Below are 14,991 nucleotides of genomic sequence, written 5' to 3'. Positions count from 1 at the left end.
CGGCCCGTACGCGGCGGGCGCGCGGCGGGAGCACCGCCGGATCCGCCGGCTCATGCGGTGCCGGGGGACGCGTCAGGGGACGGGCCGGAGGGCGCGGCGCCGCCGTGCCAGCGCACCGCCGCCGCCGACGCGAAGTCGCCCGCGTGCGCGAAGCCGGACATCACCACCAGGTCGCCGTCGCGCAACCGGCCCTCCCGGACCGCCCGATCGAGCGTGACGGGCACGGCCGCGCCGTACAGGTTGCCGTACCGGTCGAAGGTGTCGAGGTGGCGCTCCTCCGGTATGCCCAGGGCGCCGCGCCAGTTCTTCAGGAAGATCCGGTTGGGCTGGTTGGTGACCAGCACGTCCACGGCGTCGGTCGCCACCCCGAGGTCCGCGCACAGCTTCCCGACCAGCTCGGGCACCAGCCGGTTGCCCCGCTCCAGGATCTCGGTCTGCCGCGTCGGGTCGAAGGCGATGTCCATCTGACCGCCGCCCGGTTCCCAGTACTTGCGCCCGTCGGGCGTCCGCAGCCCCAGGTCGAAGGAGTGCTCGGGGACGTTCAGGGTCCGTACCCCCAGGATCGGCGAACCGCCGCCCGCCTCCAGATAGGCGACGCCGCACCCGTCCCCGGCCACGGCCGCGTGCGGCTTCCGGCGCACCTCGGACTGGGCGAAGACCTGCCCGGCGGTGTTCTGCACATTGGCGATGAGCGCGGTGCGCGCCCCGCCGCCGGCCATGATCTTCTGCGCCAGCGCCATCATGTACATGAACGAGCCGCAGCCCGTGTTGTGCAGGTCCACGATCCACTCGGGGCTGATGCCGAGCCGGTGCGCGGCCTGCGCCCCGACGCCCATGAACGCCTCGTCCGGTAAGAGGACGTTGGTGAGCAGGACGTCCACCCGGCCGGCCGGGTCCACGCCGAGGCGCTCGAAGACCGGCCGGGCCGCCTTGGCGATCATGTCGGCCGCCCGCTCGTCCCGCGTCACGTGGTGACGGGTCGCCGGCACCTTGAACAGCGGTATCTCGGCGAGGGGGTCGACGGGCGCGTCCGGGTCCCGGAAGAACTCGGGGCCGACGACGTTCCCGGGGAGGTAGCTGCCGAAATCAACAATACCGACGATGCCGACGGTGCCGTCGGGCTGCATGGCGGGTCCTTTCGACGCCTGCTCACGGCCGGTGCGCCGCCCGTCCGTGGCCGGCCGGCGCGGTGGCGGGCATGCCGGGTCCAGGACGGTCACGGGCTCGGTCCGGGCCGCTCGTACCGAGCAAGGAAAACACCTCGGGTCCTTTTTCGCCAGCAATCCGCCGCGGCTGTTGATCATTGCCCTAAAGGGCAATGGAGGGCCGTCGGATGGCTGGGTAAGGTCGGTGACACCCATGCCGGAGCCACTGGTCGCGAGGACCGTGGCGGTTACCGCTCCCGGCCGGGACGCGAACGGCCGGAAGGGCCGGCGGCGTTCCGCGGCGGGGCGGGCCGAGTGTGCACGGGACCGTGCGCGAAAACGCGCACGGAAAGGTTCGGAATCGCGTACAGCGGCGTCCGGAAAACCGCTGGAATTCCTTCCGGGTGTGAACCTCGCGGACAATTCCCGAGCATCCGCACCACCGTTCCACGCGGCGTCCGTCTCGCGACCGCCGGAACACCCCCCACCACACGCACTCATCCCGGGCATTCGGTCACCGCGCACCGGAATCATCGGAAATGATCGGAAAGGCTGTCTCGTGATCACTGCTGAAGAGGTCTGCGCCCGTATCGCCAAGAAGCTCGGCGGCAAGGCGGACGCGCATGTGCTGAACGCCGACACCGCCTTCGACTCGGTCGGACTGTCCAGCCTGCAGATCGCCGACATCGTCTACTCGATCGAGGACGACCTGGACATCGAGTTCGACCCGTCCAAGGCCGCGAGCGTGAAGACCGTGGGCGACCTGGTGCGGCTCGCCGAGGAGACCAAGTCGGGCAGCGCGGCGTGACCGCAACCGCCCAACCGGGGTATTCGGGCGCCACCGCGGAGGCCATCCGCCACCACTACGACCTGTCGAACGACTTCTTCGCGCTGTGGCTCGACGCGTCCATGACCTACACCTGCGCTCTCTGGGACGACGGCCCCGACGCGGCGTCCGACACCCTGGAGGCGGCCCAGCGGCGCAAGCTGGACCACCTGGTCGAGGGCGCGCGGGCGGCCGGCGCCGGGCGGGTGCTCGACGTCGGCTGCGGCTGGGGCAGCCTGCTGGAGCGCCTGGTGACCGTGCACGGCGTGGGGCACGCGGTGGGCCTCACGCTCAGCGAAAGCCAGGCGGAGCTGCTGCGCGGGCGCGCCCTGCCGCGCACCGAGGTGCGGGTGGAGAACTGGCTCGACCACGAGCCGGCGGAGCCCTACGACGCGATCGTCTCCATCGGCGCGTTCGAGCACTTCGCCCGCACCGGGCTGAGCCGCGCCGAGCGCGTCGCCGCCTACCGGGAGTTCTTCGAGCGCTGCCGCTCCTGGCTGCCCGCCGGCGGCCGGATCGCCCTCCAGACCAACGTCAAGGGCAACAACGTGCGGATGGACAAACGGACCGTCCGCGATCTGATGTTCATCATCGACCACATCTTCCCGGAATCCGAGATCCCGGCACTCGCCGAGGTGCTGGAGGCCGCGGAAAAACGGTTCGACGTGGTCCGGCTGCGCAACGACCCGGACCACTACGCCCGGACCTGCGGGGAATGGCTCGACCGGCTGCGGGCGCGGCGGGAGGAGGCGGTCGCCCTCGCCGGTGAGAAGAACGTCGCCGACTACGAGCGGTATCTGGGCGCGACGGTCGGCCATTTCACCAACCGCCACCTGGGTCTCTCGCGCATCGTCTTCGAAGCCGTCTGAGCAGCCGCCAGGAAAGGGCCATCGCGAAAGCGGTCCGGCGGGCCGTTGAGGAGCACTCATTGAACGCGTACAAGCATGTCGTGTACTGGCACGACACCGAACCGGTCACCCCCGGCCCCCCGTTGCGGGAATCCGTCGAATGCGACGTCTGCATCGTGGGCGGCGGATTCACCGGACTGTGGACGGCCTATTTCCTGAAAGAGGCCGAGCCGGCCCTCGACATCCGCATCGTCGAGGCCCACCATTCCGGCTACGGCGCCTCGGGCCGCGCCGACGGATTCGTCACGCCCACCATCGGCAAGGACATCCAGGCGCTGGTCAGGGAATTCGGCGAGCAGCGCGCCCTGGAGGCGTCCCAGGCGGTCGGCCGGTCGATCCTGGAGATCGGCCGCTTCACGCGGAAGAACAAGGTCGACGCCGAGTACGAGGCCACCGACTACCTGATGGTGGCCACCGACGCCGCCCAGCTCCGGCGGCTGGAGGAGGACCGCGACCTCGCCGTCCGGATGGGCGCCGCGCCCCCCGAGATCATGTCCCGCGACGAGGCGATGTCCGTCGTCGGCTCGCCCGCCGTCGCGGCCGGCATGCGCACCGGCGGCGCGCTGGTCAACCCGTTCAAACTGGCCCGCGGGCTGGCCCGGGTGGTCCGCGAGAAGGGCGTCACGCTCTACGACCGGACCCCGTGCCTGCGCGTCGAGCCGGGCGTCCGGCCCGTCGTCGTCACCGCCGGCGGCCGGGTGAAGGCCGACAAGGTGGTCCTCGCCACCAATGTGCACATGGACGCCTTCCCGCCGTTCCGCCGCAAGGTCGTGCCGATCTGGACGTACGCCATGGTGAGCGAGCCGCTCACCGACGCCCAGCTCGCCCGTGTCCCGTGGGCGGGCCGCGAGGGCCTGGTGGAGGCCAAGTCCCTGCTCACCTGCGCCCGGTTCACCCACGACAACCGGATCATGTTCGCCGGCGGGCCCGCCCCGTACTACTGGGGCCGGGACAAGCGGCAGCGGAACATGAACCGGCCCGAGGTCTACCGCGCCATCCACCGCGAGTTCCTGCGGTTCTTCCCGATGTGGGCGGACGTGGAGTTCAGCTACGCCTATGGCGGGACGGCCGACGTCGTCCGCGACTACGCGCCGCACTTCGGCACGCTCGCCGGCGGCCGGGTCCTCTACGGGTACGGCTACTGCGGCAACGGTATCGCCGCCACCCACACCGGCGGAAAGGTCCTCCGCGACCTGACGCTCGGCAAGGACACCCCGCACTCGCGGCTCCTCTTCGTGGACGACGGACGGCGCCGCCCGCCCGCCTCGTTCCCGCCCGAACCCGCCCTCTACATCGGGGCGCGCGCCGCGACGCGGCTCATGAACTGGAAGGAGTCGCGGCCGTGAGCGCCCGCCGCACCGTCCTCCTCACCGGCGCCACCGGCGTCGTCGGCCGCTCCCTGCTCCGCGAGTCCGCCGACGTCCGCCTGCTGCCGGCCGCCCGCGCGGCCACCGTGCCCGACGCCACCGAGCCCGTGGTGCGCTGCGACGTCACCAAGGACCGGCTGGGCCTCGACGCCGACGCCTACGCCGAACTCGCCGCCCGCGTCGACGTCGTGATCCACTCCGCCGGCCTCACGGAGTGGGGACTGCCCGCCGAGCGCTACGCGCCCGTCAACGTCGAGGGCACCCGCCGGGTGATCGAGTTCGCCCGGGAGGCGGGCGCGCCCGTGCACTTCATGAGCACGGCGTTCGTGGCGGCGCTCGCGGACACCGCTCCCGTGCCGCTGCGCGCGGAGAACGTGTGCCGGAACTACATCACCTCCAAGCGGGCCGCCGAGGAACTCCTGCGCTCCTCCGGCATCCCGCACGCCATCTACCGCCCCACCAACCTCATCGGCGACTCGGTCACCGGCTGGACCTCCCACCCGCAGATCGTCCAGCAGATGTCGGACTGGCTGGGTCGCGGCCGCGCCCCCTTCCTGCCCATCCACCCGGGCATCCGAATGGACTTCGTCCCCCAGGACCTGCTGTCCAAGGCGGTGCTGCGGGCGATCGAGCACGGCGACGACGAGGGTGAGTGGTGGGTCACCCTGGGCTCTGCGGCCATGGACGTCGAGACCTGCGTCGGGATCGTCGTGAAGCAGGCGGCCGAACGCGGCCGCCACCTCACCGTCCCGCCGCTGCTGGACGCCGACGGCCTCGCCCCCGGGCCATCGCCGACCAGCCGCCGATGACCCGCTCGTACCTGTCCGTGCTGCGCGACGTCAGCGAGGTCACCCGGTGCAGCGGCGGCGTCCTGCCCACCTCGATGCCCGAACTCCGGGACCGCTACGGCCTGCCGCCGGTCGACGACACCGCCGCGTACGCCACCACCCTCGCCTACGCGGCCCGGCACCTCGCCTAGCCGGCCGCGTGCGGGACACCAGCCCGGATCACCAACCCCCCACGGAGGACAGAGCGATGACCGAAGCGACCGGCGAGTCCACGGCGACCGACGACTGGACCCCGCCGGACCTGTCGGGGAAGGTGGCCGTGGTGACGGGCGCCAGCCGGGGCGTGGGCCGCGGCATCGCCCTCGCGCTGGGCGCCGCCGGCGCCACCGTCTACGTGACGGGCCGCAGCACCCGGGGCGGCGCGCGCACCGAGGACCTGCCCGGCACCGTCGACGACACCGCCGACGAGGTCACCGCGCGCGGCGGCAAGGGCGTGGCCCTCCGCTGCGACCACGGCACCGCCGCCGACAACGAGGCGCTCGCCGACCGGATCCGCGCCGACCACGGCCGGCTCGACCTGCTCGTCAACAACGCCTGGGGCGGCTACGAACGCTCCGCCGACGTCCGCTTCGACGCCCCCTTCTGGGACCAGCCGATGTGGCGCTACGAGCTGTTCGAGGCGTCGCTGCGCGGGCAGTACGACGTCACCCGCCGCCTCGTCCCGCTGATGTTCGAGCAGGACCGCGGCCTCGTGGTGGGCATCAGCTTCACCGACGGCGACATCTACCTCGGCCAGGTCGGCTACGACGTGTTCAAGTCCGCCGCCGACCGGATGTGCCGCGGCATGGCCGCCGACCTGCGCAAGCGCGGCGTCGCCGCGCTGTCGCTGCACCCCGGCTTCGTCCGCACCGAACGGGTGGCCGCCGCCTGGGAGCTGATGGGCAGCGGCCCGGCGGCGGTGGTGCACTCCCCGGAGTACGTGGGCCGGGCCGTCGCCGCGCTGCTCGCCGACCCGGACGTCGGCGAGAAGTCGGGGCAGGTGCTCAGCACCGGCGACCTGGCGGTCGAGTACGGCTTCGCGGACGTGGACGGGCGGCGCCCGCCGGCGTTCCGCCTGGAGGGCCGGATGAGCTTGGCCACGCGCATGCACCGGCTGACCAAGGCGGTCGACGGCGCGGCCCGCGGGTAGCGGGCCGGACGGGTCACCGGCGCGAGCCGGCGCCGGTGACCCGCGGGGCCGCCCGCGCCGTACGGGATCCGTGTCGCGAGGCCCGGTCCGCCCCCGTCAACCATCCGCCGTCCGGGAAAGGACAGTCCACATGGAGGAGGTGCCGCCCGTGCCCGCCGCCCCCGTTCCCCCGCCCGCTCCGCTACGTCCGGTCCGCGTCCGCCCGGTCGGCCCGCAGCTCGTCGGCCCACTCGGCCGACAGCAGCGCCGCCTCCACCCGGGAGCGCAGCCCCAACTTCCTGGTGATGCTGGTGAGATGGGCCTTGACAGTCCGCTCGGCGATGCCCAGGCGGCGGGCGATGGCAACGTTGCCCTCGCCGCTCGGCAGCACGCTCAGCACCTCGCGTTCCCGCGGGGTGAGCGCCCGCAGGGCCGATCGCGGTACGCCCTTGTCCAGGCCGCCGCCCGGCAGCGGGGAGGCTCCCCGTCCCGGGGCCTGGACCGTCGAGGGTCCTGGGGCCGGGACCGTCGACGGTCCTGCGGCGGCGTTTTCGGCGGTCGTCTCGACGAGACGTTTCGGCGAAGGATTCACCCCGTGTTCCCCGTTCATGTGCTTCCCAACTCCTCGAGGGAATGTCCGCCGAAGGAGAGAAGGCAGGAGGTCTGTAAGAGGCGGTCGAGCCTCGCGGCGCACGGATGTGCCGGCGTCGTTCTGCGGAGTCGCGGAAACACGGACACGATCGGCCATTCCCCCTTCGGCCTGATGTCGTTCGACGCGGCCTCGACGGCCGCTCCTGCCAGTGGTGGCCCACCCCCTCGTCAACCGTTCCCCGCGGCCACCGGAGGGGCCGGGAGCTTCGGACAACTCCCGGACGGCGGTTCAAGATTGAAATGTGATCGGTCGGAACCTCGCGGTGGCTACGGGCGATTCGCCCCGCTCGCGAAGCCTAGGACGAGGAGGGGCCCGATACAAGCTTTCGGATCATGCCCGAAGACCCCGCCGGCCGGGCCGCGGCGGGACGCCGGGCGGGGTCGTCCGGTACGGCGTGTGCCCAGCGGTAACCCGTTGGGGCGCCCGGGGCCCGACGGGCGGCGCCCACCGCCCCCGGCCGGTCGGGCGCCCCGGCGGGCGGCGCGCCGCGGCGGACCGCGCCACCGGAAGCCGGGGGCGTACGCCGGCCGCGGCCACCCGGCCGTTTCCGCCGCCCCGGCCGTACCGCGGCCGGGCCCGGCGGGCGCTTCGCGGGCTTCCGGCGCTTCGGACACCTCGGCCGCTCCGGGCCCGACACGACGCGGCGGCACCCCGCCCACCGGCGGGCGCGACCGCACCCACCAGCCGGCACGGAGGTCCCGGGCCACCCGCCCGTCCCGCCGTCCCCCGCCGCCGACCCGACGAGGTGAGCCCACCGTGATCACGCCGCCCCCACAGTCGCCCTTTCCCGGTTCCCCCGGCTCCCGCATCGCGGCCGTCGCCGGCGTCCGCCCCCAGCGGATCGTCGACAACGAGACGCTCGGCGCGCCCCTCGGCGTCTCCGCCGAGTGGATCGAACGCCGCGTCGGCATCCGCGAACGCCGCTTCGCGGGCGCCGGCGACTCGGTGCAGTCCATGGCCGCCACCGCGGCCGGTAAGGCCCTCTCCGCCGCCGGCCTCACCCCCGCCGACGTCGACCTGCTGGTCCTCGCCACCTGCTCGCTGCCCTCGCCCATGCCCAACGGAGCCGCCTCGGTGGCCGCCCTCCTCGGCGTCCCCCGCATCGCCGCCTTCGACGTCAACGCCGCCTGCGCGGGCTTCTGTTACGCGCTCGGCGTCGCCGACGGACTGGTGCGCTCCGGCACCAGCCGGCGGGCCCTCGTCATCGGCGCCGAGCGGATGACCGACTGGGTGGACCCCACCGACGTCGACACCGCCACCGTCTTCGCCGACGGCGCCGGCGCCGCGGTCGTCGTCGCCGACGAACGCCCCGGCATCCACCCGGTCGTCTGGGGCGGCGACGGCGACCAGGCCGGCCTGGTCGCCATCCCCGACCGGCACGGCAGCGTGACGATGCGCGGCCAGGCCGTCTACCGCTGGGTGACCACCGAACTCGTGGCCGTCGCCGAGGAAGCCTGCGCCCGGGCCGGCCTGGCCCCCGCCGAGCTGCGCGGCTTCGTCACCCACCAGGCCAACCTGCGCATGATCGAGCGGCTGGCCGAACGCCTGGGCGCCGACCGGGCCGCCGTCGGCCGCGACATCGTCCACACCGGCAACACCTCCGCCGCGTCCGTCCCGCTGGCCCTGTCCCGCCTCATCGACCTCGGTGAGATCAGGTCCGGTGACCCCGTGCTGCTCATGGGCTTCGGGGCGGGCCTCAGTTACGCCGCACAGGTCGTCCGCTGCCCCTGAGCCGGGCGCGACGGCCGGCCGGGGGAGGAGGGCCGGGGGAGGAGGGCCGGGCGCGACGCGACGACCGGAGACCGACTTGAACGTCCGATAGCCCGGCCGAGAGAACGACCCCGATAGCCCGACCCGAGAGAACGACCCGACAGAACGACCGCAAAGTTCGAACCCGAGAGCACGTCAGCGAGGGGATGCACGTGAGTACTGCGGAATCCGACGGCGGCCGCGCCGCCGGCACCCTCGCCGGGCAGATGGCCGAGGCCGCGCCCGGCGACCGCCTGCGCAGGGTCCTGGACGCCGTGCTCGCCGAGACGGCGGACCTCCTCGGCCGGACGCCCGACACCATCGATCCGCACCGCGCCTACCTCGACTACGGCTACAACTCGCTCGCCGCGCTGGAACTCACCGGCCGGCTGAGCCGCGCCTTCGGCCTCGACCTGCCGCTGACCCTGCTGTTCGACCACCCCAACCCGCGGGCCGTGGCGGGCGAACTGCTCGGCAGGCTCGGCTTCGACGCCGCCGAGGACGCCCCCGCAGAGGACGCCCCCGCCGAGGACCCCGCGCCGGAAACGGACACCGACCCCGTCGCCGTCGTCGGCATGGCCTGCCGCTACCCGGGCGACGCCGACTCGCCCGCCGCGCTGTGGCGGCTGGTCGCCGAGGGCCGCGACGCGATCACCGGCTTCCCCGAGGACCGCGGCTGGCCCCTCGACGAGCTGCACCACCCCGACCCCGACCACCCCGGCACCACCACCACCCGGCACGGCGGCTTCGTCCGCGGCGCCGCCGACTTCGACGCCGAGTTCTTCGGCATCAGCCCGCGCGAGGCCCTCGCCATGGACCCGCAGCAGCGGCTGCTCCTCGAAGGCACCTGGGAGGCGTTCGAGGACGCCGGCCTCGACCCCGCCGGCCTGCGCGGCTCCCGCACCGGGGTGTTCGCCGGCGTCTCCGGCGTCGACTACAGCTACATCGCCCACGCCGACGGCCGGAACCTCCAGGGCTACTGGGGCATCGGCACCCTCCCGGCCGTCGCCTCCGGCCGGGTGGCCTACACGTTCGGCTTCGAGGGCCCGGCGCTGACCGTCGACACGGCCTGCTCGTCGTCCCTGGTCGCCGCCCACCTGGCGATGCGGTCGCTGCGCCGCGGCGAGTCCACGCTGGCCGTCGTCGCCGGCGTCACCATCGCCGCCACCCCCACCGTCTACCGGGAGTTCTCCCGCCAGCGGGCCGTCTCCCCGGACGGCCGCTGCCGCGCCTTCGCCGACGCGGCCGACGGCACCGGCTTCTCCGACGGCCTCGGGGTCCTGGTCCTGGAACGGCTGTCGGACGCGCGGCGGAACGGGCACCGGGTGCACGCGGTGCTGCGCGGCTCGGCGATCAACCAGGACGGCGCCAGCAACGGCCTGACCGCGCCCAACGGCCCGGCCCAGGAACGGGTGATCCGCGCGGCCCTGGCCGACGCCGGACTGACGGCGGCGGACGTGGACGCGGTCGAGGGCCACGGCACGGCGACGACGCTCGGGGACCCGATCGAGATCCAGGCGCTCCAGGCCGCGTACGGTGCCACCGGTCAACGCCCGTTGTGGCTGGGCTCGTTGAAGTCCAACATCGGGCATACGCAGGCGGCGGCTGGTGTGGGCGGCATCATCAAGATGATCGGCGCGCTGCGGGCGGAGCGGCTGCCGGCGACGCTGCACGTCGATCGTCCGACGGGGAAGGTGGACTGGTCGCGGGGCCGGGTGCGGCTCCTCACCGAGGAACGGCCGTGGCCGCGTACGGACGGACGGGTGCGCCGTGCGGGGGTGTCGAGCTTCGGCGCGTCCGGGACGAACGCCCACGTGATCGTCGAGGAGCCGCCGGCGGTCGCCGAGGAACCGGCTTCCGCCCGGTCCGCCGATGCTCCGCTGGTGTGGCCGGTCTCGGGCCGCACCCCCACCGGACTGGCCGCGCAGGCACGGAAGTTGGGCGAGTGGGTGCGCGAGCACCCGGACGCCGAGCCGCTGGACGTGGCGTTCTCGCTGGCGACGACGCGCGCGAAGCTGCCGCACCGCGCGGCGGTGGTCGGCCGTACCCGCGCAGACCTGCTGGCCGCCCTCGACCGCGTCGCGACCGGCGGCCCGGCCGTTCACGAGGGCGGGCCCGCCGGCCGGATCGCGTTCGTCTTCCCCGGCCAGGGCTCCCAATGGGAGGGCATGGCCACCGGACTGCTCGCCTCCGCACCGGAGTTCGCGGCGGAGATGGAGCGCTGCGCGGCGGCGCTCGCCCCGTACACCGACTGGAACCTGCTCGACGTCGTCAAGGGCGTCCCCGGCACGCCCCCGCTCGACCGCGTGGACGTCGTCCAGCCCGTGCTGTTCGCCGTCATGGTGTCGCTCGCCGCCCTCTGGCGCGCCCACGGCGTCGAACCCGACGGGGTCGTCGGGCACTCGCAGGGCGAGATCGCCGCCGCGTACGTCGCGGGGGCGCTGACCCTCGACGACGCGGCCCGGATCGTCGCCCTGCGCAGCAAGGCGATCCGCGGCCTCGGCACCGGCGGCGGCATGCTGTCCGTCGCGGAACCGGTGGAGGACGTCCGGGCCCGGCTCGCCGCGCTCGACGGCGGACTCTCCGTCGCCGCGGTCAACAGCCGCTCCTCGGTGCTCGTCTCGGGCCCGGCGGAGGCGCTGGACGAGCTGTACGAGGAGTGCTCCGCCGACGGGGTGTGGGTGCGGCGGATCCCCGTCGACTACGCCTCCCACTCACCGCAGGTCGAGGGCGTCCGTGAGGAACTGGCCGCCGCTCTCGCCCCGGTACGTCCCCGGACGGCCGGCGTCCCCTTCCACTCCACCGTCACCGCGCGGCCCGCCGACACGGCCGGGCTCGACGCGGACTACTGGTACACCAACCTGCGCCGGCCGGTCCTCTTCGAGGAGACCCTGCGGCACATGGCCGGCACCGGCTACCGGGTCTTCGTCGAGATCAGCCCGCACCCGGTGCTCACCGCGCCGGTCGGCCAGATCCTCGACGACACCGGCCCGGCCGGTTCCGGCCTCGTCGTCGGCACCCTCCAGCGAGGCCACGGCGAACCGGACGACTTCCTGCGCTCCCTCGCCGAGGCGTACGCGGGCGGCGTCGACGTGGACTGGTCCCCGACGTACGCGCACGCCGCCCCGCGCCGCGTCGACCTCCCCGGTTACGCCTTCACGCGCCGGCGCTTCTGGCCCGCCACCGGCGCCAGGGCCGAGGCGGGCGACCTCCGCGCGACCGGCCTGACCCCGGCCCGCCACCCGCTCCTCGCGGGCCGCGTCCCCCTGGCAGCGGGCGGCGGCCACCTGTTCACCGGCCACGTCTCCCCGGAACGCCACCCCTGGCTCGCCGACCACACCGTCCACGGCGAAATCGTCGTCCCCGGGACGGCCCTGCTGGAACTCGCCGCGACCGCGGGCACCCGGCTGGGCACACCCGTCGTCGAGGAACTGACCCTGGAATCCCCCTCCTGGTCCGCGACGGCGGCTGCGCCCTGCAACTGCACGTCGCGGAACCGGACGCCGCCGGGCGTGCCGCGTTCACCCTGCACGCGGAGGACGGCGCGGACGGCTGGACACGGACGGCTTCGGGGGTGCTCGCGGCGGGGACGCCGGTGGGGGCAACGGAATCCGCGGACTTCCCGCCGGCACCGGGGAACCCCGCGCTCCGGCCCGCCGAGCCGGTGCCCGGCACGCCGGGAGCCGGCGGGGCCGCGGTCCGGCCGAGCCCGCCGGCCGGGACAGCGGCGGATGCCGCGCGGACCGGGGAAGCCACGGCCGCCGTACGGGAGTCGGCTGCTGTCGTGTCTCGTACGGGGGAGATCGGCCATCGCGTGCCGACGCCCGCGGGCGGCGCGTTCCGGGCCGGAGGGGCGGACGCCGTGTCCCGTTCCGGCGGGTCTGCGGACGATGTGTCGGAGGGCGGTGCCGCGCGGGCCGGAGCGACCCCGGTCTCCGCGCAGGAGACCGGGAGTCCGGCACCCCGTTCCGGCGGGTCCGCGGACGATGTGTCGGAGGGCGGTGCCGCGCGGGCCGGAGCGACCCCGGTCTCCGCGCAGGAGGCCGGGAGTCCGGCACCCCGTTCCGGCGGGTCCGCGGCCGCCGGGTCCGAGCCCGAGGCGGGCGGCTCCGCGCCGCTCGCGCACCCTTCGGCCGCCACACCGCGCCCCGCCGTCTGGCCCCCGAAGGCGCCACCCCCTCGCCCTCGACGGCCTCTACGCCCGCCTCGCCGAGTGCGGCGTCGAGTACGGCCCCTGGTTCCGGGGCGTCCGCTCCGCCTGGCGGTACGCGGACGGGATCGCCGCTGACGTCGTCCTCGACGCGGGCGGCGAAGCCCCCGACGCCCGCCACCTGTTGCACCCAGCGCTCCTCGACGCCGCCTTCCACGCCGCCCTCGCCGACCGTACGGAAGGCGCGCCGCCCGGCGCGGCGCTGCTGCCGTTCGCCTGGTCGGGGGTCCGGCTGCCGGACGGCGGGAGCGCGCCCCGGGAACTCCGGGTGCGGCTCGCGCCCGCCGGCGGGGACGCCGTGCGGATGACCGCGCACGACGCGGAGGGACGCCTCGTCGCGTCCGTGGAGTCGGTCCTCGCCCGGCCGGTCACGGCCGACCGGCTCGCCGCGGCCCGCCCGGTGGCCGCCGACTGCCTGTTCACCGTCGCGTGGACGCCCGCCGCCGGGACGCCCGTACCGCCGCCGCCCGGGAGTGTGGCGGTCCTCAAGAGCACCGAGGAGCCCTGGCCGTTCCCCGCGTACGACCCGGACACCCCGGATCCGGGCGTCCGCTGGGTCGTCGTCCCCGTCAGCCCGCCCGAGGGCGTCGCGCCGCCCGCCGCCGCCTGCGCGCTGACCGGCCGCGTCCTGGCCCTGCTGCGGGAGTGGCAGGCGGACGAGCGGCCGGCGGTCACCGGCGGCACCCGTCCCGGCGGCGACGGGCCGCGCCTGGCGTTCGTCACCCGCACGGCCGTGGCCGCCCGCCCCGGCGACGACGCCCGCCTCGCCCCGGAGGCCGCCGCCGTGTGGGGCCTGGTGCGCAGCGCCCAGGCCGAACACCCGGACCGGTTCGCCCTCGTCGACCTCGACTCGACCGCCGGCCCCGCTGAGCTCGCCCGCACCCTGGGCCTGGGCGAGCCCCAACTCGCCGTCCGCGAAGGGGCGCTGCTCGTCCCCCGGGCCGCCCGGGGCCGGGGCGCGGCCGGCACGCCCTTCGACCCGGAGGCGACCGTCCTGATCACCGGCGGCACCGGCGGCCTGGGCGCCCTGGTGGCCCGGCACCTCGTCGCCCGGCACGGCGTCCGGCACCTGCTGCTCGCCGGCCGCCGGGGCCCCGACGCCCCGGGCGCCCGCGACCTCGCGGCCGAACTCACCGCCCAGGGCGCCGACATCAGGATCGCCGCCTGTGACGTGTCCGACCGCGACGCCCTGGCCCGGCTCCTCGCCTCCGTACCCGCCGACCGCCCGGTACGCGCCGTCCTGCACGCCGCCGGCGTCCTGGACGACGCGCTGGTCACCTCCCTGACCGACGGGCAGCTGGAGCGCGTGCTGCGCGCCAAGGCGGACTCCGCCTGGCACCTGCACGAGCTGACGCGCGACCTCGGCCTCGACCTGACGGCGTTCGTCCTCTTCTCCTCCCTCGCCGGCGCCCTCGGCGGCCCGGGCCAGGCCAACTACGCCGCCGCCAACACCTTCCTGGACACCCTCGCCCGGCTGCGCCGCGCCCAGGGACTGCCGGCGGTCTCCGTCGCCTGGGGCCTGTGGGCGGAACGCAGCGACATGACCGGCCACCTCAGCGGCGCGGACACCGCACGGCTCGCCCGGGACGGCGTACGCGCCCTCTCCGCCGACGAGGGCCTGGCCCTCTTCGACGCCACCCTCGGCTCCGCCGACCCCGCCCCGCTGGCCGCCCGGCTGGACACGGCCGCCCTGCGCGCCCAGGCGGAGGCGGGGACGCTGCCGGCCGTGCTGCGCTCCCTGGCCCCGGCCGCGGCCCGGCCCGGCGGGACCTCCGGAGGACCCGCCGCGCTCCTCGCCGACCTCACCGCCCGCACGGGCAAGGAGCGCGCACGGGCGCTCCTGCGCCTCGTCCGGAGCGAGATCGCGACCGTGCTGCGGTACCCGGGACCGGACGCCGTGGGCCCCGACCGGCCGTTCGGCGAGCTCGGCTTCGACTCCCTGGGCGCCGTCCAGCTCCGCAACCGCCTCGGCGTCGTCACCGGCCTGCGGCTGCCCGTGACCGCGGTGTTCGACCACCCCACCCCGCGGGCCGTCGCCGCGCTCCTCCAGGCGGGGCTGTTCCCGGACGCGGAGGAGCCCGCCCCAGAGAGCGCGGACGACGAGGAAGCGGCGCTCGACGCCATGGACACCGAGACCCTGGTCCGCCTGGCACTGCGCGGCGGCGACGAATGAGGGAA

Annotated in this window: 10 protein-coding genes; 8 read left to right on the top strand and 2 right to left on the bottom strand. The window is 75.0% G+C overall.

The features are described 5' to 3' along the window. Positions 1 to 50: 50 nt before the first annotated feature. Complete coding sequence (locus ACQEVS_RS06420; protein WP_433016401.1) at positions 51 to 1,127, bottom strand: 3-oxoacyl-ACP synthase III family protein; 1,077 nt, start codon at positions 1,125 to 1,127, stop codon at positions 51 to 53. Positions 1,128 to 1,704: 577 nt separating this feature from the next. Here ACQEVS_RS06420 and ACQEVS_RS06415 point away from each other — a divergent pair. The 6 genes from ACQEVS_RS06415 to ACQEVS_RS06390 are packed head-to-tail and all read left to right on the top strand — an operon-like array spanning position 1,705 to position 6,223. Further along, a complete protein-coding gene (locus ACQEVS_RS06415) occupies positions 1,705 to 1,953 on the top strand; it encodes an acyl carrier protein (protein ID WP_004946046.1) in 249 nt (82 codons plus the stop codon). Continuing rightward, entirely contained in the window at positions 1,950 to 2,840 is an 891-nt protein-coding gene (locus ACQEVS_RS06410; protein ID WP_433016397.1) for a class I SAM-dependent methyltransferase, read from the top strand. Before ACQEVS_RS06415 ends, ACQEVS_RS06410 begins: the two co-directional genes overlap by 4 nt. A gap of 59 nt (positions 2,841 to 2,899) precedes the next feature. Next, positions 2,900 to 4,225, top strand: coding sequence for an NAD(P)/FAD-dependent oxidoreductase (locus ACQEVS_RS06405; protein ID WP_433016394.1), 1,326 nt, complete (start codon positions 2,900 to 2,902; stop codon positions 4,223 to 4,225). Next, positions 4,222 to 5,055 (top strand): SDR family oxidoreductase, encoded by an 834-nt coding sequence (locus ACQEVS_RS06400; RefSeq protein ID WP_433016391.1) that lies wholly within the window; start codon positions 4,222 to 4,224, stop codon positions 5,053 to 5,055. Before ACQEVS_RS06405 ends, ACQEVS_RS06400 begins: the two co-directional genes overlap by 4 nt. Next, the gene (locus ACQEVS_RS06395) at positions 5,052 to 5,225 is read left to right on the top strand and encodes a hypothetical protein (protein WP_433016388.1); all 174 of its coding nucleotides are present in this window, start codon (positions 5,052 to 5,054) and stop codon (positions 5,223 to 5,225) included. The genes ACQEVS_RS06400 and ACQEVS_RS06395 overlap by 4 nt, the downstream gene beginning before the upstream one ends. 56 nt (positions 5,226 to 5,281) lie before the next feature. Next, positions 5,282 to 6,223: an SDR family NAD(P)-dependent oxidoreductase gene (locus ACQEVS_RS06390; protein ID WP_433016385.1), complete on the top strand. Its 942-nt coding sequence runs from the start codon at positions 5,282 to 5,284 to the stop codon at positions 6,221 to 6,223. Positions 6,224 to 6,404: 181 nt separating this feature from the next. On the opposite strand, the gene ACQEVS_RS06385 is transcribed toward ACQEVS_RS06390, so the two are convergent. Continuing rightward, positions 6,405 to 6,812, bottom strand: coding sequence for a helix-turn-helix domain-containing protein (locus tag ACQEVS_RS06385; protein WP_433016382.1), 408 nt, complete (start codon positions 6,810 to 6,812; stop codon positions 6,405 to 6,407). A gap of 798 nt (positions 6,813 to 7,610) precedes the next feature. On the opposite strand from ACQEVS_RS06385, the gene ACQEVS_RS06380 reads away from it, so the two are divergent. Both ACQEVS_RS06380 and ACQEVS_RS06375 read left to right on the top strand, forming a co-directional pair. Beyond that, a complete protein-coding gene (locus ACQEVS_RS06380) occupies positions 7,611 to 8,585 on the top strand; it encodes a beta-ketoacyl-ACP synthase III (protein WP_433016377.1) in 975 nt (324 codons plus the stop codon). Between the two features lie 191 nt (positions 8,586 to 8,776). Continuing rightward, positions 8,777 to 14,986, top strand: a complete 6,210-nt coding sequence (locus ACQEVS_RS06375; protein WP_433016374.1) for a type I polyketide synthase — start codon at positions 8,777 to 8,779, stop codon at positions 14,984 to 14,986. The last annotated feature ends 5 nt before the right edge of the window (positions 14,987 to 14,991 follow it).

This window comes from Streptomyces sp. CA-181903 (assembly GCF_050937075.1).
Classification (GTDB): domain Bacteria; phylum Actinomycetota; class Actinomycetes; order Streptomycetales; family Streptomycetaceae; genus Streptomyces.
This window is presented reverse-complemented; position numbering and strand designations above follow the sequence as displayed.